This window comes from Ensifer meliloti, from assembly GCF_030064585.1.
In the GTDB taxonomy this organism is placed as follows: Bacteria; Pseudomonadota; Alphaproteobacteria; order Rhizobiales; family Rhizobiaceae; genus Sinorhizobium; species Sinorhizobium meliloti.
In genome coordinates this window covers 543,873-565,990 of the sequence record NZ_CP120365.1, presented here as the reverse complement: position 1 = coordinate 565,990, position 22,118 = coordinate 543,873, and the positions used below count along the sequence as shown (strand labels likewise).

The window sequence follows — 22,118 nt, the reverse complement described above, 5'->3', positions numbered from 1 at the left end:
AAGGGCTTATTGATCCTGTTGCGAGTTGTGGCAAACAACATAGAGGGATGTCAGGGAAGTGAGTCGTGGCGGCAGAAAATCGATCAAAACTGGTTAAGATGACGATTAGAAACCTCGGGTGCGTTGGCAACGACGGCTTGGAGATCGAACTCGACAATATCGTCTGCATTGTGGGCCGAAACAACTCGGGGAAGTCGACACTGTTGAGGGCATACGAGCTTGCAAAAGGTGTTGTGTCCTTCGTAGCCTCAGAGGACCGTTTCCAGCACGCGACCTTAGACCAGCCCTCTGAAATCTTGCTCGAAGTTCACATTCCTGACGGGATTGGCAACGTCGATCCACGTTGGAAGACGGACCGTGACGGCCTGCGCATCGTTAAAAGCCGGTGGCAGTGGAGCGCTCCGGATTTTACCCGCATCAGAACGACCTGGGACCCGACCGGTGGAGAAAACGGGCAGGGAGACTGGGCGGCAGATGGGAAAGCTGGCGGAGCAGACCCTGTATTCAGTTCCCGGCTACCCAGACCGTTGCGGATCGGCTCGCTTGATGATGCTCAGAAGACGGAGGAGATGCTTCTGGCACTGGCGCTAGGACCTTTGCTCGCCAGCGTCGAGCAGGAGCGTACTAACAAGGAATCGGCTTTGTTCAAGGCTATCGCCAGCGTCAGCAGTCACATCGACGTACTGAGCAATGATCACACCGAGCACTTCAATGATATCGCCACGAAGGTTGCGACCGGGTTCCAGGGCGTGTTTCCGAAGATGGATGTCCGCTTAAACATCGCGGCATCTCCGCTTGTCCCGAAAATATCCGACCTCGTGAAAGCCGGTTCCAGCATCCGCATCAAAGATGGGCTCAGCGACACGATGTTGAAACAACAAGGGACAGGGGCGAGGAGGGCCTTGTTCTGGGCAATGCTACAAGTTCACAACGAGTTGACACGCGACAAGGAGATACGTGACGACTTTCGGAAAAGGTTGACCCAGGACATAGGTAACGCAGAAAGGAAGCTTGCTGGCAAAAAGATTGCCGAGGACGAAAAAGCCGGGGCCGAGAGGCTCTTCGACGACCTCCAGGCAAAGCTCAAAGCACACGACGCGGGAGCGCCCATCCCGGATAGCCCGGACGATCCAGCATTGCCTGGTTATCTTCTTCTCATCGATGAGCCGGAGAATGCTCTCCATCCTATGGCAGCTCGTGCGGCCCAACGTCACTTGTACAAGCTGGCCGAAAGCCCGGATTGGCAAGTGTTGATGACGACCCACTCGCCATATTTTATCAATCCCTTTGAGGATCACACCACAATCGTGCGGCTTGAGCGAACAGGAGACGACAAGGCAGTTGCCGTTGTGTCGCCCCGCACGTATCGATCTGATCGGATCGAATTCGACGGTGACGACAAACAGCGCCTACAAGCTTTGCAGCAAATTGACCCGAGCTTCGCGGAGATTTTTTTCGGGTCTTACCCGATCCTGGTGGAAGGCGATACCGAACATGCCGCGTTCATGGCATCAGTCGTGGAAAAGCAGCACGAACTGATCAACCAGGTGACAATCATCAGAGCGAGGGGAAAAGCTATCCTCGCACCGCTGGTGCGGGTCATGCAGCATTTTAAAATCGACTTCGGGATTGTTCACGACTGCGACCCACCGTTCAAGAAGAACGGCGATACGAACGGCATGTGGACGGAAAACAAGAAAATCCGGGATGCGATTCTGGCGGCACGTCAGGCGGGCATCACCGTAAGACACCGGATCAGCATCCCTGACTTTGAGCGTTTCCTAGGAGGCGACGAAGAGGCAAAGGACAAACCGCTGACGGCTTACCTACGTATCGCGGGCGAGCAGAAACTCGGAGACTCTGTTCGAACGCTATTGGACCAATTGCTTACCGGCGAACAGCACGAGCCCTTCGACGTTGAAGCCTTCCCTGCCGGAGCCGATTACATGAAAACCCTTAGCGGACATATCGCGGAATGGGCTGGACACAACGGCTTGGCGGACGAGATTCGGTTCAAAGGGAAGCCTTAACGGCCGCAGCCGATATTTTATCGCAACGCTGGTACGAAGATCATCCAATAGTTGGGCAGCGGGTAGAAGGTGGATCAGTTTTGTGGGGGCAGGGTGGACGACAAACCTAGCGCGCAGCGCTTTATCGACCAAGGCATTCTCCCTGAGAACTTGCCTCCGATCTTTACCACCAGCAAACTTTGGCAGCATTTTTCAGGGTCGGGTACAGCGTACGGGATTACCGGAAAAGCGGTAGGCGATCATGCTGTATACAATGCAAGCAAGCGAGGGGGCCAGCGGCGCGTATTTTCCCTTCCCCACCCGGCTTTCGTTCGTGATCTAGGTCTCTTCTATGAAAAGCATTGGGAAGACTTGAGGCCGCTCCTGGAACGAGCGCCGGGCTCTGTATCAAAGCCCATATTCACGCCGACGGGAAATCGACACGTCCGCATCACACCGCATTCCGAGCTTCCTGAACTGAGATTGCGTGCTTTCTCCAGGTTCAAATACTGCCTCGTCACCGATATCGCTCGCTTTTTCCCATCGATTTATACTCATACATTTCCATGGGCAATCAATGGGAAGTCGGCTGCGAAAGGCGATACCTCGTCTAACTCCGCTGCTGTTTTTGGTAATCGACTTGATTTCATTTTCAGGAACTCCCAATCGAGGCAGACAATAGGAATCCCGGTTGGTCCTGATGCCTCCAAGATTGCGTCTGAGTTGCTGCTGTCGGCTGTAGATAACGATTTCTTGTCGCGATATCCGATAACAGGTCGGCCGACATATGTTCGGCATGTCGATGACTATTGGATCGCCGGAAATTCGCAAGAAGAATGCGAACGCCATCTTTTCCATTTGCGGCTAGCGCTGCGGGAATTTCAGCTCGATATCAACGAAAGCAAAACCAAGATAATCTCAACAAAACTCGTGTTTGCAGATGACTGGCCCTTTGAGTTTGATCGGGAATTGATTGACAGCCTTGAGGGAGGGCGGAAGCATAGAAACGAGACGCTTTCCATCCTTGCAAAGATCACGGAAGTCGCGGCCACATCGGGCGATGACGGACTCATCCGGCATGCTATCCGGCTCATCGATGAGAACCGGCTGTGGGACACGAATTGGAGCTTGCTCGAACATTTCGTGGCACAGTGCGCCGTGCAATTCCCTCACTCGTTTGATTATGTTGCGCGGGTAGTAGCATGGCGGAAACGAATAAACCCCTCGACGCTTGATGCCGAGCTTTGGCGGCACGTAGCCCTTGCAACAATTGAACAGAATGCGCCCCTCGGTCGGGATTCCGAAGTCGTGTGGGCACTTTGGCTTCTAAGGGAGTTGGAGGTCGTACTGCCTCGTGCGACTACCGACCTGATGCTCGTCAATGCGGGCCCAATTCCCCTGGCCTTGCTGGCACATATGAGCGTCAATAAGCTCACTGCTGACCGACGGCTCCGCGACAAGCTGATAAAAAAGGTGCGCGGCAATCCTATCGCTGGACCGCTCTGGCCGCTCAGCTTGGAGTTGACCCACTTGGGCAAGGCCGAGCCGTCTTGGCTTCAAGAAAAGCTGCCCGCCTACCTTTTGGTGCTTCATCAGAAACGAGCAAGCATCATCGATTGGCAAGCAAAGCCCAAGGTCTTCGACGACACTCCCGACGGTGAAGACGATGGGCCCGAATACGCAATCGAAGACTATGGAGCAGACTACGGGTCGGATGAGAACGCCGCCGCCGAAGATGATGACGAAGAAGACGAGGATGGGAATTTCGACGATCCTATCCATGATCTACTAGATGATGAGTTCGATGAGGCAATGAGACGTGAGGACGAGCGCGATAGGCGGGGGGAGCCTGACGAAGAGGACGACATATGAGCCTCGGACAAGGGATAATCCTCAAGCCGCTTAGGCGCTAATCGGGATTGTTGCCCGCTTTTTTACGATCAAACTCGCCGGGACCCGAGACCATATCAACGTTGGCGACAAGGAATCTACGGCAAATCATTTCTTGCAGGCAGGTATGACAGCAATACCCTATCCGAGTTATGAGCTGCACACGTTAGGTTGGAAGGCTTTCCAAGATTTGTGTGTGACCGTCGCTGCCGAATCTTTAGGTCGCCCCGTGCAGATGTTTCTGCCTTCCAAAGATGGGGGACGTGACGGTGCTTTCGTTGGAACCTGGCAGTCCGGCGGTGAAACGGGTAGCTCAACAATCCAGTGCAAGTTCACAAGCTTGCCGCATGAGCACCTGTCGTTCGCGATGCTCCAAGACGAAATCAACAAAGTGAAGAACCTCGTCACGCAAGGCCTGGCACGCGACTATATTATCCTCACCAACCATCCGGTAAGCGGCGTTGCTGAGGCGGAAATCAAAGCACAGTTCGAGAAAGCCGGGGTCGAGAGGTGTTCTGTCTTCGGTAAAGATTGGATCGTGGGCGAGATTGTGAAATCCTCTCGTCTCCGTATGCTCGTTCCGAGGCTCTACGGATTAGGCGACCTAAGCCAGATTTTAGATGCCCGCGCATATGAGCAAGCTGGTATGATCCTGAGCGCGATGGGCGACGACCTGAAGAAATTGGTCGTTACAGATGCCCATAAACGGAGCGTTGAAGCGATCTCCAGGCACAATCTGGTGCTCCTGCTCGGCGCACCGGCAGCTGGCAAATCCACCATTGGCGCTAGCTTGGCAGTCGGTGCAGCGGACATCTGGAACTCGCTAACCCTCCGAGCTACGTCGCCAGAATATATCGAAGAACATCTCAATCCTCACGAGCATCAGTTCATTTGGGTTGATGACGCTTGGGGAAGCACGCAGTACCAGCGCGATAGGACAGAAAGCTGGAACCGGGTACTTCCTCTGATCCAGGCAGCAATGAAGCGTGGCACCCGGTTCCTCCTGACCAGCAGAGACTACATTTGGGAGGCAGCTAAGCGGGATTTGAAAGTGCACTCTTTGCCGCTTCTCACGCACAGCCAAGTGGTCATAAATGTGCAAGGCTACCGTGAGGCGGAAAAGGCTCAGATTCTCTACAATCATATCCGAATGGGCGATCAGCCAGCCGCTTTCCGGGCTGCGATCAAGGAATATCTTCCTGCTATGGCTTCGCGGGTAGACTTCCTGCCTGAGACCGCTCGGCGGCTCGGTTCTCAATTTTTGGCAGGTAATCTCAAGACAGACAAGGCAACAATTGAAAAGTTTTTTGCCTCGCCCGAAGGGTTTCTGGTCGACACGATTTCCGGGCTGGCAAGGGATTGCCTTGCTGCCTTGGCGGTAATCTATCTGTCTGGCGGGGTGGTCGCTTCGCCTGTCCCGGATGAAGGTGTTTTGCAGGAGGTGACGGCCGTCTACGGTGTGAGCGCCATTCAGGTGCGTGATGCCCTAAGCTCGCTCAATGGCAGCCTTGTCCTCCTCGCTCACAACGAACAAGGCCGCTACTGGACTTATAAGCATCCTACGGTCGGAGATGCGTTCTCGACTTACGTGTCCAGGAACCCGGAGTTTCTTGATTTCTTTCTGCGCGGCGCGAAGCCTGAAACGTTGATGCGGGAGGTTGTCTGCGGAGGTGTCGAATTGCGAGGCGCATCCGTAAGAATATTACCCAGCCACTATTCGTATCTTCTTGAGCGATTAAAGGGAGTCTCCGTTTATCCGCTGCGAAATTTCGTCTCTTATCGTGCCGACGCAGCTTTCGCCGCTCTCCTGCTGCATGAGCGCCAGGACCTTCTGGACGGGCTACAATCATTCGTCACTCCCATCGCGCAAGACCCAGACACCTCGTTGTTAGTCCGGTTGCATGAATATGGCATTCTCCCGCCGGACCTAAGACAGGGCTTCGTGGAGGCGGTCAAGAAAGCCGCTATCGAAGAGGCGGATACGAGCTTTTTGGATGATGACGGGGTTGCGAGCGTCCTTTCTAACCAAGACGAGGAAGAAATCCTGGAGGAGGTCAGAAGAGTTCTCCTGACCTGCCACGGGTAATTTCCTCCAGATTGGATTAGAGTCCGGCCTAGTAAAGGACGGACGCATGAAGAAGCAGAGATTTACGGAAGAGCAGATTATTGCGGTGCTGAAGGAGCAGGAGGCTGGCGCGAAGGTGGCCGACCTCTGCCGCAAGCACGGGATTTCGGAAGCGACATTTTACAACTGGAAAGCCAAATACGGCGGCATGGAGGTTTCCGAGGCGAAGCGCCTGAAGGCGCTCGAAGAGGAGAACGCCAAGCTGAAGAAGCTGCTCGCTGAGCAGATGCTGGATGCCGCCGCACTCCGCGAGCTTCTTGCAAAAAAATGGTAGGGCCCGCCGCCAAGCGTGAAGCCATCACGCATCTGAAGGCCGTCATGGGCCTCTCGGAGCGGCGGGCCTGCCAGATCATATCCGCTGATCGGAAGATGGTGCGCTATCGGTCCTGCCGATCGCCGGAGGTCGAACTGCGGGCAAGACTGCGCGACCTCGCCAACGAGCGACGGCGTTTCGGCTATCGGCGGCTGTTCGTCCTGCTCAAGCGGGAGGGAGAGCCGTCCGGCGTCAACCGCATCTACCGGCTGTACCGCGAGGAAGGCCTGTCGGTGCGCAAGCGGAAGGCCAGACGGCGTGCCGTCGGCACGCGTGTGCCGATACTGGTCGAAGCGAAGGCCAATGCCCGTTGGTCATTGGATTTCGTCCATGATCAGTTCGCCTGCGGAAGAAGGTTTCGCGTGCTCAACATCGTCGATGACGTCACGCGCGAATGCCTGGCGGCGATCCCGGACACCTCGATCTCCGGTCGTCGTGTTGCTCGCGAACTGACGGCACTTCTCGAGCGGCGCGGCAAACCAAGCATGATCGTCTCCGACCACGGCACGGAGTTCACGTCGAACGCCATCCTTGCCTGGTCGGAGGAGCATAAGGTCGAGTGGCACTATATCGCGCCGGGAAAGCCGATGCAGAACGGTTATATCGAGTCCTTCAACGGACGGATGCGCGACGAGCTGCTGAACGAAAGCCTGTTCTTCGGTCTCGATCATGCCCGCAGCGCCATCGCCGAATGGGCGGACGATTATAACCATTCCCGACCGCACTCATCGCTCGGATATCAGACCCCGGCAAGCTATGCCGGAACCATCGCCGCAACCGGCTCCAACGCTGCGCAAGATGAAGGCTACGCGTTTCCGCCGGTTGCTCCCACCGCGCCAAGTGGCGTATCGAAAACCGCCGAGGCTCTAATCGCCGCTGGATGAAAGTTCAGTGGCAGGTCACTCCTGCCCAATATCGATGAGCACATCCAACGCGTCCGCTCCCAATGGGACAGCGATTATCCGCCGGATGATCACTTCGATGAATTGCGCGGTGCGATTACGACGTTCGCAAAGCTCACCTATGGCGCGGAAAAAGCTAAGAGTTTCCTTGCCTCGACTGAAAGACGCATCTCGAATGCAGTGGACGATATGCAATCGGACTACACATCTCCTCCTTCGGAAGCTTCGCCAATCAAGGGTGGTGACACGATGTCTTCGCCTTTAGCCGGGCTTTTCCGGGACGTCGACGCATGACGACCTTCAGGGTGCGCCTCAGATTCTCGGTTGTCGCTTAAAGGCCACCGGCGATAGATATGCGATTTGCTAAGGGTACGCCTCCTGGCATTCCAGATCGTCGTCATTAGGGTTTTGGCGGTCCTCCGTGATCGGAGGGACCCAATTAGCTCGTGACGGCTCCAACTCGTCTTGCCTCCGTCCTTGTGGACGCGTGGGCCCCAGGTGCCGGGGTCATTTTCGAGCGGCCGTCAAAGCTCCTAAAATTCGGGCTAAAGATGATTCCTCGTTTTTAGTTCTTTGGTCTGTAAGCATTCTTAAACCCTTTAATTTGATTTGTATCGCTTGCTTTGACACCTCAAAATACCTGTGGAAACCGCTTGGTATGCCCGGATAGTTCCACGGTAAAAGCTTTGTTATTGTCCGTCAGGCTAAGCGTCGCCGACATCGCCATTACCGTGCGATGGGGCAGGGCGCTAACGTTTGTGTACCCCCGCCGCCATCGTGGGCGGGCTGACTGAGCCAAGTCCACCTGCCTGGTTACTGATCGGTGACAAGCTCAACGCCGATCATAATCCATGGTAGCTGACCGCGTGGAGGAACAACGCGATCCTTCCACCTTCTTATATCCCGGTCACAAAGGGAAACGGATATAGGGGGCCGCGCCGATCAAGGCCGCTTGTTCCACTGGCAACAGGGCCATCCGCTCGGTTTGAAATGGCTTTTGGAGAGCCCTCGCATCCTTCCATTCGGCCGTCATCCACAACTCGATTTCCGCAGGCTCGGTCAGGATGACGGGCATGGCCTTCGGATGGATTGGTTTGACGACTTCATTTGCCTCGCAGGTGAGAAAAGCGAACAGCTCATGCTCACCGCGTCGCGGATTCTTTATTGAGCCACGCTCGCCTGTCCACGGCGTCCATATGCCAGCGAAGAAGGCGAGCGGTTCGCTATCGTCGAGCGCGAACCATCGCGCCGTTTTCTTCGGCTTCGTGTCCTCATACTCGCAAAAAGCGGTCCACGGGACCAGGCAGCGATATTCGATCCCGGTCCATCTCTGCCAGTGAGGTGAGTCTAGGTTCCGAACGTTAGTAACGCCATAGTCCGGCTTGCCGTTGGTGACGGTCGGCGGCGACGGCATACCCCAGGTGAGATTGATCAGCTCGCGTTCGCCGTCGCGGCTGTTGCGAATGACAGGCCCTGCCTTGTCCGGGAACACTTCGGCCGTGGGGTTCGCCCGGTTTGTCATGTCGCGATGTGGTCTGGCCACCCGCCACAGTTCGTCAAACTCGACTTCGATACGATAGCGATTGCACATCCGTCCACTCCGAGTCGCGGTCGATCCTTCCGAGCCGCCAGCCATTGTTACCTTTGTTGTCGCACCGCGTGCAACGGAGCAGCGACCTCAACTCATCGAGAGTCGTTTCGCCACCCCATCTTCGCGCGATATCCCAGCGGTTTACCCAGTTGTTGTGGTCGCAAGCGGCGCAACGAGCACCGAGTATTTGGTCTTCGCAGAGATCGGCAAGGCGCAGGTGGCCTATGCCGCCCTCGGGATCAATTGGGCGGTTCTCCGGAACGAGGTCAATGCTGCGGCTTTGCCTCATGGCTGGGCTTCCAGTTCGGCCGATGCTCGAAACAGAACCAGGTCGGCGCTGCCTTGCCAACAGCAAAACCAAAGCCGCCCCACTTTTTGCAACCGACCTGCTCGCAGTAGTGAACATACGGACCAGTCTCATAATGCGGCTTCGCGCCCTGTTCGTCGCTCAACAGACGATCTCCTCCAGTCTCTTCCTCCAATTCTGGGGAGTTCCGTAAGCGGCAAGCAGACCCCGTCTGGCGGAAGGGGTGAGCGGTGGGATATCGGTAGCGGACACGATGAGCTGCTGTGAGCTTCTATGTCTGCGCCTAGTTCTGGAACTAGAACCTTCCATATGATCGAAGCTGTTGCCGACCGCCTTGAGGGTGCCCCGCGGCAGCTTCGCCGGCGCTGGTCGGATGAGTTCAAGGCACGGGCGGTGGCGGAGGCATTGGAGCCAGGCGCGAGCGTCTCGGCGATCGCTCATCGGCTCGGCATTCACCCGTCGCAGCTCTTTGGCTGGCGTCGTGCAGCCTTAGACGCTCGGAAGGTTCCCACGGAACCGGCGCGTTGCGAGGTAGTCGCGGCGTCTGCTGGCGAAGCGGTGATCGAGATCGTCATTGGCGATGTGATCGTGCGTGCTCGCGCTGACGTCAGTGAGGCGCACTTGCAGCGGGTGATCCGAGCGGTGCGGTCGGCATGATCCCATCCGGCGTAAAGGTGTTCCTCGCCAGTCATCCGGTCGACTTCCGCAATTATGTGAAGCGTGCAGTTATGTGGAGTCCGCCGCGGCTCGAGCTGCTTCCTCGTTTTTGTCCAATAGCTTAGATCGGTCATGAGCCTTCCCCACTCGGCATAATTGTTGTCGTCTCGAGACGTTCTTTTTGTCATCGAGAGGAGACCACCCGTGCCAAAATCGACGGAAGTTCTACCGGAATGCACGCAACTGATGGACCCAGGCAAATTGCGTCCGTTCCTTGAGGCGTTCACGAGCCGATTGTTGAACTTGGGACATACCCGCCTGACGGTGTCAGGCTACGAAGCGTCGGCCCGTCATTTCGGACAGTGGCTACAAAGCACGAAGTTTGCCATCACGGAGATTGACGACGATGTCGTCCGCCGCTTTGCGCAGCACCGATGCCGTTGCCCTGGCAGCCGGCAAGCCGATCGTCTGTCGGCAAAATATGTCAATCGCGCACGCCGGTTCATTGGCTTCCTGGTGGAATACGGGGCGGTGACGCCGTCGACAGATGAGCTGCCAGGTGTGGACCTTCACGAGGTCCAAATTGTTGCTTTCCAGACTTGGCTGAGACGGCATCGGGGGATATCCGAGCGCACCGTCCGTCGCCACGGTCGTATGGTCATGCGGCTGCTTGCCGGCCTCGGTCCTGATCCAAAACTGTACGATGCCCGTCTTGTTCGGCAGGTGATTCTTGACGAGGCCCAGCGAAGTTCGCGCGCCAACCTCAAGACGATGACGATGGCGTTGCGAGGCTACCTCAAGTATCTGGCTACCCAGGGCTTGTGCCAACCGGGGCTTGATCAGGCCATACCGACGGTCCCGCAATGGCGGTTATCGGCCTTGCCGCTCTACATCTCCACCGCCGACGTTGATCGGGTGGTTGCGTCGTGCGACGTCACGACACCGATCGGCATCCGCGATCACGCGGTTCTGCTGCTGCTCGCACGTCTCGGCCTGCGCGCCGGCGACGTTTCGAGCATGTGCCTTGAAGACATCGATTGGCGAGAGGGCACTTTATGTGTGCGCGGCAAGGGCCGCCGCGAGATCCGGCTTCCGCTGCCCCAGGACGTCGGTGAAGCGATTATCGACTATCTACGCGAGGCCCGTCCGCCCGCCGCCTGGGAGCAGATCTTCCTGCGGGCTGTCGCGCCGCATCGGCCGTTAGCGAGCGCGACTGTCTCTAGCATCGTCAAGCTTGCGCTTGTAAGGGCGGGTATCGACAACGCTCCCTCCCGAGGCGCCAATCTCCTGCGGCACTCCGCGGCGACCAGCATGCTTCGGGCCGGCGCCACGCTGGATATGATCGGGGCCGTGCTTCGCCATCGATCGGTCGACACGACTGCCCACTATGCGAAGGTGGACATCGACATGCTGCTCCAGGTCGCCCAGCCTTGGCCGGGGAGTGCGTCATGCTGAGCCAGGATCTCTCGCGATATGTGGAACTCCAGCGCACGGTGGGCTTCAAGTTCCGCGTCCAGCACACGCTTTTGCGGAGCTTCGTCACCTTCGCCGAGAGGCATGGCGATCGGCACATTGAAGTCACTCGTGTACTTGAATGGGCGACGCTTGCGCCATCCCCACAGCAGCGCCGCAACCGGCTGGTGACGGTCCGCCGCTTTGCGTTGGTGCTAGCAGCCGAGGACCTGCGCCATCAGATTCCTTCCGCCGAAGCTCTGGGGCGCAACCTGCTCAAGCGGCGGATCCCGCACATCTATACCCGGAATGAGATCACCGCGTTGTTGCAGGCGGCCGCACAATTGAAGCCGTCAGCCACGATCCGGCCGCTGATGTACGAGACCCTGTTCGGATTGCTGGCCGCCACCGGAATGCGCATTTCCGAAGCCCTCGCGCTTCGATTTGAGGACGTGACCGCCGATGGGTTGGTTATCCGACAAACCAAGTTCCAGAAGAGCCGCTTGCTGCCGCTCCACGACACGACGCGGGACGCCCTGGACAAATATTTGTTGGCGCGTCGTCGGCTCGGAACCTTGAACAGCATGCTGTTCGTTTCCGCTACGGGCGCGCCGCCGGCCTACAGTACCGTGATTGCTGTCTTCCTCCGCCTCGCACGATCGCTCGGTGTGCGGGGAGAGCCCGGGCAAACGGGCCCCCGCATTCACGATCTGCGGCACACATTCGCCGTGCGCTCCCTCGAGCAATGCCAGCACGATCACCATGCCGTCGGCCGCCATATCGTCGCCCTCAGCACCTACCTCGGCCATGCCCACGTCACTGACACCTACTGGTATCTGCAGGCAACGCCGATCCTGTTGAGGCAGATCGCAGCGGCTGGCGAGGCCTTGCATCAAGGAGCCGTCACATGACCGCGCTGGCTCCGCATCTCACCACCTTTCTACGAGAACACCTGCCGCGAGAGCGGCGGGCAAGCCCACACACCTGCGAGGCTTACGCCTACAGCTTCCAACTGCTGCTGTGCTTCGCCGCTAGCCGGTTGAGGACCACCCCGTCCCGCATCGAGATCGAGCAACTCGATCCGCCGCTGCTCCTTGCGTTTTTGGAGCACATTGAGAGGGAGCGCGGCAACTCGGCGCGCACCCGCAACGCCCGTCTTGCTGCCATCAAAGCCTTCTTCCGCTTCCTCGAGTACCGGCTCCCTTCCTGTCTGGATCAGGCGCGCCGGGTTCGGGCGATTCCGATGAAGAAGGTCGACGAGGCGCTCGTCAGCCATCTCAGCCGCGATGAGATGCAGGCTTTGCTTGATGCACCGAACCCGCGTCAGGTATCCGGCATTCGCGATCGAGCGATGCTGCATCTGGCCTTCGCTGCAGGGCTGCGCGTCTCCGAGCTCGTCAGCATCCGCCTCGACCAGATTGACCGCCAGACGGTCACCAGCATCCACGTCATGGGTAAGGGACGCCGCGAACGCGTGTTGCCCTTGTGGAAAGAGACCACGGCGGCGTTGAAGGCCTGGCTGGCAGTCCGTCCGGCGAGTGGCGACGCCGAACTCTTCCTCAATGCCATGGGACGCGCGATGACCCGGGCGGGATTCGAATATATCCTCGCCAAGCACGCCGCTACCGCGGCGCAGAAGCTCCCATCTCTCGCCGATAAACGCATTACCCCACATGTTTTGCGCCATACCTGCGCCATGCACACCCTGAAAGCGACCCGCGATGTGCGCAAGGTGTCACTCTGGCTCGGTCACGCCAGCCTGCAAAGCACGGAAATCTATCTGCGGGCCGATCCAACCGAAAAACTGGAGGCGCTTGCCGCAATGGCGCCGCCGTCGCTCAAGCCAGGTCGCTTTGCTGCTCCCGACAAGCTGCTCGCGATGCTGAAGTCCATCGGACGATCGACAAATTATGTCGAGTAATCCCACTCTCAAACACCGCAGGCGGCAAGCAATTGCCGCGGCGGACTCCACATAACTGCACGCTTCACATAATTGCGGTTATGCGGAGCTCCGCATAACCGCAAGGGGCCGGACAGCTTGCTGTCGCTGGTGCGGGATGCCGGCAATGATCCGTTCAACGGCGCGCTTTACGTCTTCCGGGCCAAACGGGCGGACAGAGTGAAGATCGTCTGGTGGGACGGCTCCGGCGTCTGCCTTTATGCCAAGCGGCTGGAAAAAGCGCAGTTCTGCTGGCCGCGGATCGGCCATAACCGAGTTCAGCTCAACCATGCCCAGCTTCTGGCGCTCATCGATGGGATGGACTGGAAGCGGGTTCGCGCCGTGCCGGTGAAGCCGCCGGAGATTGTTGGGTAAAAGCCCTGCGGCGAAGTGAATCAGCAGCCTGAAAGGGCGGGAAAACCGGAGCAAAATGTGCTCTGGTCGGGCCGATGACGCCGCCCGATCTCAAACTCCCAGGCGACGTTGAAGCGCTGAAAGCCATGGTGCTTGCCATGGCCGAAAAGGCGGCGCGGGCCGAGGCCCTAGCGAGCGAGGTCGCCGATCTCAAGGCGCGCAACGCCGATGCCGACGAGCGCATCGAGCGGCTGACGCAGATCCTGAAAGCCTTTGATCGCGCCCGCTTCGGCCGGCGATCGGAAAAGCTCGGCTCTCCCACCATCGACGACGAGCAGCAGGCCTTTGTCTTCGAGGAGATCGAGACCGGCATCGCCGCGATCAGGGCGAAGGTCAACAAGGGCCGCGAGCGTCCGGATGGCAAACGTCCGCCGCGGCCGCGCAAGGGCTTCGCACCGCATCTGGAGCGGGCCGAAGTGGTGATCGAGCCCGAGGATCTGCCGGAACATTCCGGCAAGCAGAAGGTGCTGATCGGCGAGGACGTCTCGGAGCGGCTGGATGTCATGCCGGCGAAGTTCCGCGTCATCGTCACCCGCCGGCGGAAATATGCCTTCAAAAACGAGGACGGCGTCATCCAGGCACCAGCGCCGGCACACATCATCGAAGGCGGTATTCCGACGGAAGCGCTTTTGGCCCAGATCGCCGTCTCCAAATATGCCGATGGCCTGCCGCTCTATCGGCAGGAGGCGATCTACGCCCGCGACCAAGTCGAGCTCGATCGCAAGCTGATGGCGCAGTGGATGGGAAAGCTGGGGTTCGAGTTGGAGATCCTGGCCGACTACCTCTTCGATGAGATCAAAAAGGGCGAGCGGATCTTCGCCGACGAGACCACGCTACCCACGCTCGCGCCCGGTTCCGGATCGACAAAGACGGCTTGGCTTTGGGCGTATGCCAGGGATGATCGACCATTCGGAGGCAGTGGGCCGCCGATGGTAGCCTATCGCTTCGAAGATAGCCGAGCCGGCGAATGCGTCGCCCGGCGTCTCAACGGCTATCGCGGCATTCTGCAGGTGGATGGTTATGCCGCCTACAACAAGCTGGTCCGCTCCGATGGCGGCAATGACGGCGTCACATTGGCTGGCTGCTGGTCACACAGCCGGCGCAAGTTCTACGAGCTGCATGCTGCGGAAAGCTCAAAGGTCGCAACGGAGACGGTCGAGCGGATGGCGAAGCTCTGGCAGATCGAGGAGACCGTGCGCGGGCAAAGCCCTGAGGCCCGTGTCGCGGCGCGTCAGCAAACCTCTGCCGCGGTTGTCGCCGAGCTCTTCGCTCTCTGGCAGAAAACCCTGCCGCGGGTCTCCGGCAAATCGAAGCTGGCTGAGGCGCTCCGCTATGCGATCTCGCGTCGTGCCATCTTCGAACGCTTTCTGACCGACGGCCGCATCGAGCTCGACTCCAACATCGTCGAGCGAGCAATCCGGCCCCAGGCCATTACGAGAAAGAACTCACTCTTTGCCGGCAGCGACGGCGGCGGAAGAAGCTGGGCAACCATCGCGACGCTGCTGCAGACGGCAAAAATGAACAACGTCGATCCGGTCGCCTGGCTCACCCAGACCCTCGAGCGCATCGCCAACGGCTGGCCGAGCAGCGAAATCGACGCACTCATGCCGTGGAACTACGCCGCCTGAACGGCCTCAACTTGTCGCTTACGGAGTTCCAGCATCGGTTGATTGTTCTCTGTTTGTTCTTACATTATTTCATCGCCATGGTCGAGACAATTGGCGAAGCTTTCAGCCTCGGATGGCAGCTCAAGGCGCGGTGTGCATTCGGCAACCGCGAGGCCATGAAGTCCGTTCGCCAGTGCACCTGGACCTACGATCTGGACATGCTGACGCTCGTCGCAACGCGCGGTCGGGACTTTCCCTTGTCTATGGTTGCTAGCCGTCTCCGCTGCCCCCGTTGCGGCTCCAGGACGGTTACCGTCATGTTCATGCCGCCCAGCGATGGCGACAGGAGACGAGGGGCAGCGTAGCTGACGGCTCTTGGTGCTCCGTGAGGAGGGTGATAGGCAGCGCTCTCTCGCGGACGAGACGAGAGCGCTGCCTGCTGGGTCGAGTTGTGGCAATATGGAGGGGGAGGAGCCGACGAGGCAGCAACATTCTACCTAGTCAAATAGATTCAGTAGCGAAGGGCCGGGTCTAACTGGAGACGTATCTAAGTCGACCTCGATCACTGTGGCTCGTCTTGCGACCCACTCCCAATTCGTCTTCGGGCTAGCCGCTCCGCTCCAGTATCGGTCCGCCACCTCATTGTCGCTGAGTAGCGGTTCCAGGTTTGCGCGAAATCTCTCGTCCTCGATGTATCGCCTCTGCAAGACGCCAATCCAGTAGAGGTCGCGCCGTTGCACGTCGGCGTCGGGCACTACTTCATGAACGTACCCGTCATTGAAGGTGACGCCGACGTTCTCAAAGTCTCGAACCTCTCGCATGTATACGCTGTCGCCGCGACTAAGTGAGGTCCGGGGGCGTCTACCCTCAAGGATTTCTTCGACTCGCGGAAATCTGTCGGCTAACGGAAAGGAACCTTGCCCGCTGAAGACATGCCCCACCGGATGCTGCTTCTTTGCGATTCGATAATAGGTCTTCAGCGTCATCGATTATGCTCCTCGATAATGATTCCGTGCGCCGGGAAAGTCCATTTTTTCAGCAAGAGCCGCTTGGAGCCCTAGCTGCATAGAAACGCCAACCGAACACCGCGCCACTCGCATCCCGGTCTTAACGACCTGACCCGGACTTTGGCAGATTTCGAATTTGGCCCTGGAAGGCGCGGGCTGGGCAGACGTCAGTCATTTACCGTAGACAGGGGGTGTTTTGGGCTTTGGATTATACCAAGCGTTGTCGATTTGCCTTGCCTCTATTGAAATCGCTTGAACTTCGTATGGAGCACAGGTCGCAACGTCCACGGCATCGATGTCAAAGATGGCGATGTTTTTTCCCGCGTCCCCAAATTGGCTGCGCAGCGTGTGGGCGTGATGACCTGCGCCTCGTTTATTCCTCCAGCAAACCGTCCACAACAGCCGCCATCTCGACAAATTGGCGGGCCAGTTCCTGAATTTCCGGATGCCCATCCACCTGAGATGTCGGCGATTCCATGATCAGCCTGGCAGCGAACTCCTGACCCCAGTAAGACTCGGGGAGCGTCTTCATCCAAGGCCAGTAATTGGTCTTACGACCGCCAGGAACAGTCGAGGACAGTTTTTCGAGCTTTTTTCGTGCCGGGCTCCCAAAGTGGCGCTCATCAGCACTCATCTTTTTGGGATCAGGTGACTTTACGCCAAATACAACCTCCCAGAAGAAGTATTTTTGCGATTCCAACGCGACCAAGCAGTTTTCGGGCCATGATGGGCGGCGAACACCCCAAGGTGTGAAGCGCTCGTACAAGCATGCTCCTAAAACGATCTCGATATCGACATCGGATGCTGCCTCGAAATCGGATGCTACTTTTTCCCGCACCTCGCAAAGAACGTAGTCGCCCACCTCGCGCATGATCCTCAGATGCAGCATCTCCTGGGACCAAAGGATTGATGCTATGCTTTTCGCTTGCCAGCATCGTCAAATTCGGCATCCACAGCGTCGCGATAGGGTTTGTCGGATTGGTCGGACACGTAGCCGCTCCCAAAGTTCGTTTCGCCTCATGCGTGTTCGCCTCCTCTCAAGCTCGTCTAATGCTCAATAAATACCGGGAGGATGGATTTTCCCGTCCTGATCGATGCAGTCAACGCGCTTGGCTACGACATTCTCTATGTCTGACCGAGATTCCGAAATGATGGCGCAAAGCCTGTATGTCGCGATGTGTGCGGGCGTTTCGAACCAACCGATCAGCGGACCACCACTGATGCCACCCAAATCGTGAGAAGGCGGAAGCGTATTGCACCGAATGGGAGCAGAATCCTCTCGATTAACCGCCCAGGTAATTTGATCATGAGTGACGGTTCTCGCGACACCGAGCGCTGTAAACAGACCAAAATCGAGTTCAAAAGCAGCGGTCGGAACTCTGTCAATGCCGGGATAGCCTGCGAGCATTATTCCACGACCCTCCTCAGGAACCCCAAAGGGGAAGGACAGTGGGATGATCGGCTTACCGATGAGGGCCAGTTCGTCTTCGTCCAATTCGATTGTGGCCACGTCAAGCGACCGAGAGGAGGGGTGATTGTCTGAACTATCAATCACCTGAAAGCCGGGCATTTGTTTCTCATAGAAAAAGAGGGCTACGTTCTTTGACAACCGATCATTGATGTAGCCGGAAACGACGTGGGCTGCCGTGATCCCAAACAACCTTGTCTGCGTTCGGACGACCGTCACTGTTCCGCTGTGAAGAACCGTGGAGCCTTGCTCACTCTGTTCGTGCCAGAAAACGGGAAAACAGCACCCCTTCAAAATCTCCCGGCACGCATCCCCATATGCACCAGTCATAAGTTCAGCAGCGGCCTGTACGGTCGGCACAGGGTGGCCTTCGGGTATCGTAGGGTTAGCCATGAAATTTACCCATTCGTCAAATCAGGAAGCAGAAGAGACGTTGCCTAGATGCTCCTTGTGCCAGTGCACATGGGATAGTTCGTACACCCCCAGAATTGTCCGCCTCGGTTGGAGCCCTGGCGTGCGGTTCTCTTGACCATCATGCGATTGCAATAGGGACATTTAGGAACCGTTCCGGGAATAGGTGAACTAACCTTATAGGGCGGTATCTGTTCTACGCCGCGCAGCGCCCACCCGATGTGTTTCATGTCCGCTTCTGCCTGGTAAAAATCCGGCAGCAAGGCAGCCAATTCCGGGTCCGTTGCATTCTTCCAGGCTTCAAAGCGCACCATTTCCATCTGAAGTGATTTTATCGCCGACCGCAGCTTCTCATCGATTGCCTGCTGCTTGGAGATAATCGTAGCCTTGTCGGCGGCTATGTTTCGCTGATCCTTGTCGTCATAGGTGGGGTTGTACTGAAAACGCTGCTCGACCCCTTTAAGCCAGGTCATGATCTGCGTCTTCTTTACCGGCCCAATCCCGTGAACTTGCTGCACGTCCCTACGTTTGACATCAAAAGCAGAAAAGAAGTTGTAGGAATTGAGAGCAGCGAGGTTTGACGAGTTCAGCCCTTTGATCTTTCCGGTACGGATCGAAATGTTCGAAAGATAGTCCTCAAGTTGGCGCTCCCGCCTTTTGGAGTCGTAGGTCTTCCGCACGTTCTGAAAGGCATTACAAAGCCTCTTATAATCGTCAATCAGACCGAAGGCCTCTGCCTTCAAATGAATTGCCCTCTCAATAGGTGCGGCCGCCTGCACCTCCATACCTCGCTTTTTAACTTTGTCACCAAGCTGGGAGTATCGGAGATCAATTTCGACATCGCCTTTGGGCTGACGGAAAAAGACCCACGCGGCCAGGGTCAGTCCAATGAATATAACGATACCCGGGAAGCCTCGTTGCGAGAAACCAGCAAGAGAGAGCGCAGCAATAGCGAGACCTGCGAGACGCCACAGCGGCGTCAGGCGCTCCTGCCGCTTGTATTCGAGCGCCGCAGCGCTGGGAGGAAGGGCGGGTTTCGGCGGAAGTGTGAGCGAGATCGTGTCCGGAATCGCGGTATTGTTGAGCGACGCCATGAACGATTGCAGGTCGAGAGCCAAACCAGTCTGATCGTCAATACGTCCACCCGGCAAGTGAACGGGGTGAGCGGCGTCGCTGACGAACAACGGTCGACCATAAGTCCTCTCCATTCTGCACAACGGGCATTCGGAGGCTGCCCTGGAGTAATGATGAAGCCGGTTTACGGAGCAAGGTCGAAGCGACTGTTCCATCTCTCCAAGAGCCGTGACCCAGTCGGCTGGAGAAGGGCGGCTATTGACGTGGTTCGGAGAAAACGCCTCTTCGAAGAGCTTCCTGATTTTCTCGGGGAAATCGTCTAGCCGAAGGGTTCCAGGCGGTGGTTCCATGTTGGTGTTGCGGGCCGAGTACGCAAAGCGATACTCCTTGATTGCCTGCTCGGTCGAGAGATCGTTGCCATGCTTAGGACGGCCGACGAACGGGTGTCGATCCAGGCAAAGCAACTGGAAAATGCAGACCGCTAACCCAAACGCATCATGTTGCGGAGTTCGAACGACATTCTTCAGATTCCATCCTTGAAGTTCGGGGGGCGTGTACTCGGGCACGCCGACTTCGCAGAGGTACCTGCTCTGCCCGGAGGAGAATTGAAAACTGTCCGCATCGATCAGGACGACAGTTGCATTTTGAGCGACCAGGATGCCGCGTTGGTTGATATCGCCCACGACACATCCCGCAGCGTGAACATTCGCAAAGATACGGGCGATATTTACGGCCACCCTGGCGATGAATTTGTAGTCGGCAGCAGGGAAGAGCTTCTGCCGCGAAACAGGAGTCTGAAGTTCATGGATTTCCTGATGCTCGCTGACAAGTTTCATCAGGAAGCCAGCAAAATTCCCCTGAGCATCGAGCACGATCTTCTCAGGAAAGGCGACATTCCCCACCTTCGCCGAAATCCCGGCGGCGACCATCGCACGTATCTTGCTTTCCCGTTTCGCGACCACCGACGGAAGATAGGCCTTCAATGCGTAGTTTGGACGGTTTGCAAGAACGAAAACTTTGCCCTCGCCGCCCTGGGCGATTTTCCTTCCAAGCACAAGTTCCTGTTGGTCCGAGAACAGTTTTTCGGTTTTCATCGCCGGTGCGCCAAAACCAGGGTTTTATCGTCATCAGTGCGGTCGTTGACACGATCACTGTCGAGAAAGCGCGACAACTGAGATGAAAGCGCCGCGTCTCGGCCGACGATTTCGCCGCGTTCCAAAGGAGCGATCATGGGCTGAAAGAACGCAGGATGAGGACATGCGGTTTGTGAGTTCAAGACCAATCCTTCGATGCCGTCCGTAAAGACCGCAAGGGCATCGTAGCGGTCTTCATATGCCGAAATGCGCAAACGCGGAGCAGGGGAGTCGGTGACAAAATACGTCGTCGATGCGTATTCGCCGTTCTCTGGAGCGCTGAGCGTTCTCCACTCATGGGAAACCGCGTCTCGCGCGACGACGGCACCGTCGCCAATGTGGCAAATCTTCAGTTGACCACAACCGGCGACCGCAAAGATCAGGGTAGCAGCGAAATCCCTCGAATCGAGCAACCGTCGGTCAGCGGCAACAAGAATGCGATCCCGGACCTCGTCGATCCAGTCCCAAATAGTCGCATCATCGGGGACCTGTTGGCTGCGTTCAAAATGCCTGCGGGCATTTTGGCTGAGAACGCGGCAGACCAACGAGGCTCCCTGACCTCCGAAGCTGGCGGACCCAGCGCCGTCGGATACGACGATGGAAAAGACCGAATTGCCCCCGGGGCCCTCACACTCAAAACTGCTTTGAGCGTCCTGGAGCCGAGTGCCTGCTTTGACATGAGACGTACCCCTGACTGAGGCAGCCGCAAAGGTCCATCGCGCCATGTTCAGCCAGCAACTGCCCAACCATCAGGTGCTGCCGGGTTCTCAAGAGGGAACTGTTCTCCAGGGGTGGAGCGAGCCATCGCACCAAGCGAGTTTGACAACCACTGGAAGAATTCCCGGAAATGCAGCCCTTTGAGCTTCAAAGGCTGTCGTACGGAAATCTGGCTAAGAATGGACATGTCCGCGTTTTCGACGCCGATTGCGTAAAAACTGAATGCCTTTGAAGCCTCACCTTCACGGACCTTTTGTGCAGCCGCCTGCCAACTGTCGGTCGGGGCACCATCGGTAATCAGGAACACCCACGGTCTGTAGAAATTGATCCCGTTTGCACGGTATCGCGCCTTCCGCTCTGCGAGCATCTCTAGAGCAGTTTCGATGGCACTGCCCATGGGCGTGTTACCTTGCGTCGTCAACTGCGGCGCAAAGAAATTCGCAGCTCCAGTGAAATCAAGCTCGGTCTTAACGGGTCCGAACGTCACAAGGGCGACATCAACCCTCTTCGCGGCCAGACTATCGGCTTGCAGCTCCTCCTGAAAAGCCTGGAGCCCCTGGTTAAGTTCCTCTATCGGAGCCCCTGACATCGATGCTGACACATCGAGCAAGAGGATGCAGGGGCATCGATTTTGCGGATTATCAAGAAATTCAGCGTCGCCAAAGGGTTGCTGCTCGAATTCATTCATTCAAAATCTCCCCAGCCGAACTTCGCAATTCGCTCAACTTTGTGGCGGGTGACTTTCAATATTGCAAGCAAAAAAGCTTGCTTAACTCTCCGGAAGGGACGTTCCGAAGTCGTCTCCACAGGTCCGGCGAGGTCACAACTGTGCGCCCCGCTGGGTGACCTCCGAAGAATGCTCCGGATGGCGGTGAAATCGCTGTTTCAACGTCCGAAGTGAACCAAAGGTGTCCTGAGCCGATGGCCGAAAATATCTCACGTCGCACAGCCAGGTCACCTAAATAGCCCTTGATTCCAATGGGCGTCTTCGCCGTTGTCAATGTCCGAATTGTTATCGATGCCACTCGCGAAGGTCTGCGCGGTCAGAGGCTTTCCAAGTGTTACAAGATCATCGAGATCGAGCCCATTGTACCAGCGACCA

General features: G+C 57.4%; 17 protein-coding genes. 10 read left to right on the top strand and 7 right to left on the bottom strand.

Annotation, left to right across the window (positions count from 1 at the left end; all coding sequences use genetic code 11):
* Positions 1-65: 65 nt before the first annotated feature.
* The 4 genes from PZL22_RS09785 to PZL22_RS09770 all read left to right on the top strand — a co-directional run bounded on the left by PZL22_RS09785 (position 66) and on the right by PZL22_RS09770 (position 7,221).
* The gene (locus tag PZL22_RS09785; protein ID WP_284718632.1) at positions 66-2,030 is read left to right on the top strand and encodes an ATP-dependent nuclease; all 1,965 of its coding nucleotides are present in this window, start codon (positions 66-68) and stop codon (positions 2,028-2,030) included.
* A 93-nt stretch (positions 2,031-2,123) separates the two neighbouring features.
* Complete coding sequence (locus tag PZL22_RS09780; protein WP_284718631.1) at positions 2,124-3,881, top strand: RNA-directed DNA polymerase; 1,758 nt, start codon at positions 2,124-2,126, stop codon at positions 3,879-3,881.
* Positions 3,882-4,026: 145 nt separating this feature from the next.
* On the top strand, positions 4,027-5,985 hold the full coding sequence (locus PZL22_RS09775) for an nSTAND3 domain-containing NTPase (RefSeq protein ID WP_284718630.1): 1,959 nt from the start codon (positions 4,027-4,029) through the stop codon (positions 5,983-5,985).
* A gap of 46 nt (positions 5,986-6,031) precedes the next feature.
* Positions 6,032-7,221 (top strand): IS3 family transposase gene (locus tag PZL22_RS09770; protein ID WP_086022611.1). Its coding sequence is split into 2 segments (ribosomal slippage): positions 6,032-6,284 and positions 6,284-7,221, totalling 1,191 coding nucleotides; the frame shifts between segments, so codons are not numbered across the junction.
* 925 nt (positions 7,222-8,146) lie between these two features.
* Here the strand turns inward: PZL22_RS09770 and PZL22_RS09765 are convergent.
* The gene (locus PZL22_RS09765; RefSeq protein WP_284718629.1) at positions 8,147-8,830 is read right to left on the bottom strand and encodes an SOS response-associated peptidase; all 684 of its coding nucleotides are present in this window, start codon (positions 8,828-8,830) and stop codon (positions 8,147-8,149) included.
* A 266-nt stretch (positions 8,831-9,096) separates the two neighbouring features.
* The gene (locus PZL22_RS09760) at positions 9,097-9,282 is read right to left on the bottom strand and encodes a hypothetical protein (protein ID WP_284718628.1); all 186 of its coding nucleotides are present in this window, start codon (positions 9,280-9,282) and stop codon (positions 9,097-9,099) included.
* A 164-nt stretch (positions 9,283-9,446) separates the two neighbouring features.
* Between PZL22_RS09760 and PZL22_RS09755 the strand changes: the two genes are divergently transcribed.
* The 6 genes from PZL22_RS09755 (at position 9,447) to tnpC (ending at position 15,227) form a co-directional block, all read left to right on the top strand.
* Positions 9,447-9,794 (top strand): transposase, encoded by a 348-nt coding sequence (locus PZL22_RS09755; protein ID WP_234835345.1) that lies wholly within the window; start codon positions 9,447-9,449, stop codon positions 9,792-9,794.
* 204 nt (positions 9,795-9,998) lie between these two features.
* Positions 9,999-11,249, top strand: coding sequence for a tyrosine-type recombinase/integrase (locus tag PZL22_RS09750; protein WP_127701869.1), 1,251 nt, complete (start codon positions 9,999-10,001; stop codon positions 11,247-11,249).
* Entirely contained in the window at positions 11,243-12,157 is a 915-nt protein-coding gene (locus tag PZL22_RS09745) for a tyrosine-type recombinase/integrase (RefSeq protein WP_027994007.1), read from the top strand. The genes PZL22_RS09750 and PZL22_RS09745 overlap by 7 nt, the downstream gene beginning before the upstream one ends.
* On the top strand, positions 12,154-13,167 hold the full coding sequence (locus PZL22_RS09740) for a tyrosine-type recombinase/integrase (RefSeq protein ID WP_127701868.1): 1,014 nt from the start codon (positions 12,154-12,156) through the stop codon (positions 13,165-13,167). The genes PZL22_RS09745 and PZL22_RS09740 overlap by 4 nt, the downstream gene beginning before the upstream one ends.
* 72 nt (positions 13,168-13,239) lie before the next feature.
* A complete protein-coding gene (gene tnpB / locus PZL22_RS09735; RefSeq protein WP_284718627.1) occupies positions 13,240-13,560 on the top strand; it encodes an IS66 family insertion sequence element accessory protein TnpB in 321 nt (106 codons plus the stop codon).
* A gap of 74 nt (positions 13,561-13,634) precedes the next feature.
* A complete protein-coding gene (tnpC, locus tag PZL22_RS09730) occupies positions 13,635-15,227 on the top strand; it encodes an IS66 family transposase (protein WP_284718626.1) in 1,593 nt (530 codons plus the stop codon).
* Between the two features lie 1,359 nt (positions 15,228-16,586).
* Here tnpC and PZL22_RS09725 read toward each other — a convergent pair.
* From PZL22_RS09725 to PZL22_RS09705, 5 genes are all read right to left on the bottom strand, one after another.
* Complete coding sequence (locus tag PZL22_RS09725) at positions 16,587-17,075, bottom strand: hypothetical protein (protein WP_284718625.1); 489 nt, start codon at positions 17,073-17,075, stop codon at positions 16,587-16,589.
* A 192-nt stretch (positions 17,076-17,267) separates the two neighbouring features.
* Positions 17,268-18,074, bottom strand: coding sequence for a trypsin-like serine peptidase (locus PZL22_RS09720; protein WP_284718624.1), 807 nt, complete (start codon positions 18,072-18,074; stop codon positions 17,268-17,270).
* A gap of 44 nt (positions 18,075-18,118) precedes the next feature.
* On the bottom strand, positions 18,119-20,260 hold the full coding sequence (locus PZL22_RS09715; RefSeq protein WP_284718623.1) for a protein kinase domain-containing protein: 2,142 nt from the start codon (positions 20,258-20,260) through the stop codon (positions 18,119-18,121).
* A complete protein-coding gene (locus PZL22_RS09710; RefSeq protein WP_284718622.1) occupies positions 20,257-21,024 on the bottom strand; it encodes a PP2C family serine/threonine-protein phosphatase in 768 nt (255 codons plus the stop codon). The genes PZL22_RS09715 and PZL22_RS09710 overlap by 4 nt, the downstream gene beginning before the upstream one ends.
* A gap of 2 nt (positions 21,025-21,026) precedes the next feature.
* Positions 21,027-21,704 carry a vWA domain-containing protein gene (locus tag PZL22_RS09705; RefSeq protein WP_284718621.1) on the bottom strand — a complete coding sequence of 226 codons (678 nt, stop codon included), beginning with the start codon at positions 21,702-21,704 and terminating at the stop codon, positions 21,027-21,029.
* Positions 21,705-22,118 lie beyond the last annotated feature (414 nt).

Bases quoted from the DNA above. Each gene is read 5' to 3' on its own strand.
- PZL22_RS09775 (WP_284718630.1), top strand. From the start codon at position 4,027: ATGACAGCAATACCCTATCCGAGTTATGAGCTGCACACGTTAGGTTGG.
- PZL22_RS09765 (WP_284718629.1), bottom strand. From the start codon at position 8,830: ATGTGCAATCGCTATCGTATCGAAGTCGAGTTTGACGAACTGTGGCGG.
- PZL22_RS09755 (WP_234835345.1), top strand. From the start codon at position 9,447: ATGATCGAAGCTGTTGCCGACCGCCTTGAGGGTGCCCCGCGGCAGCTT.
- PZL22_RS09745 (WP_027994007.1), top strand. From the start codon at position 11,243: ATGCTGAGCCAGGATCTCTCGCGATATGTGGAACTCCAGCGCACGGTG.
- PZL22_RS09740 (WP_127701868.1), top strand. From the start codon at position 12,154: ATGACCGCGCTGGCTCCGCATCTCACCACCTTTCTACGAGAACACCTG.
- tnpC (WP_284718626.1), top strand. From the start codon at position 13,635: ATGACGCCGCCCGATCTCAAACTCCCAGGCGACGTTGAAGCGCTGAAA.
- PZL22_RS09720 (WP_284718624.1), bottom strand. From the start codon at position 18,074: ATGGCTAACCCTACGATACCCGAAGGCCACCCTGTGCCGACCGTACAG.
- PZL22_RS09715 (WP_284718623.1), bottom strand. From the start codon at position 20,260: ATGAAAACCGAAAAACTGTTCTCGGACCAACAGGAACTTGTGCTTGGA.
- PZL22_RS09710 (WP_284718622.1), bottom strand. From the start codon at position 21,024: ATGGCGCGATGGACCTTTGCGGCTGCCTCAGTCAGGGGTACGTCTCAT.
- PZL22_RS09705 (WP_284718621.1), bottom strand. From the start codon at position 21,704: ATGAATGAATTCGAGCAGCAACCCTTTGGCGACGCTGAATTTCTTGAT.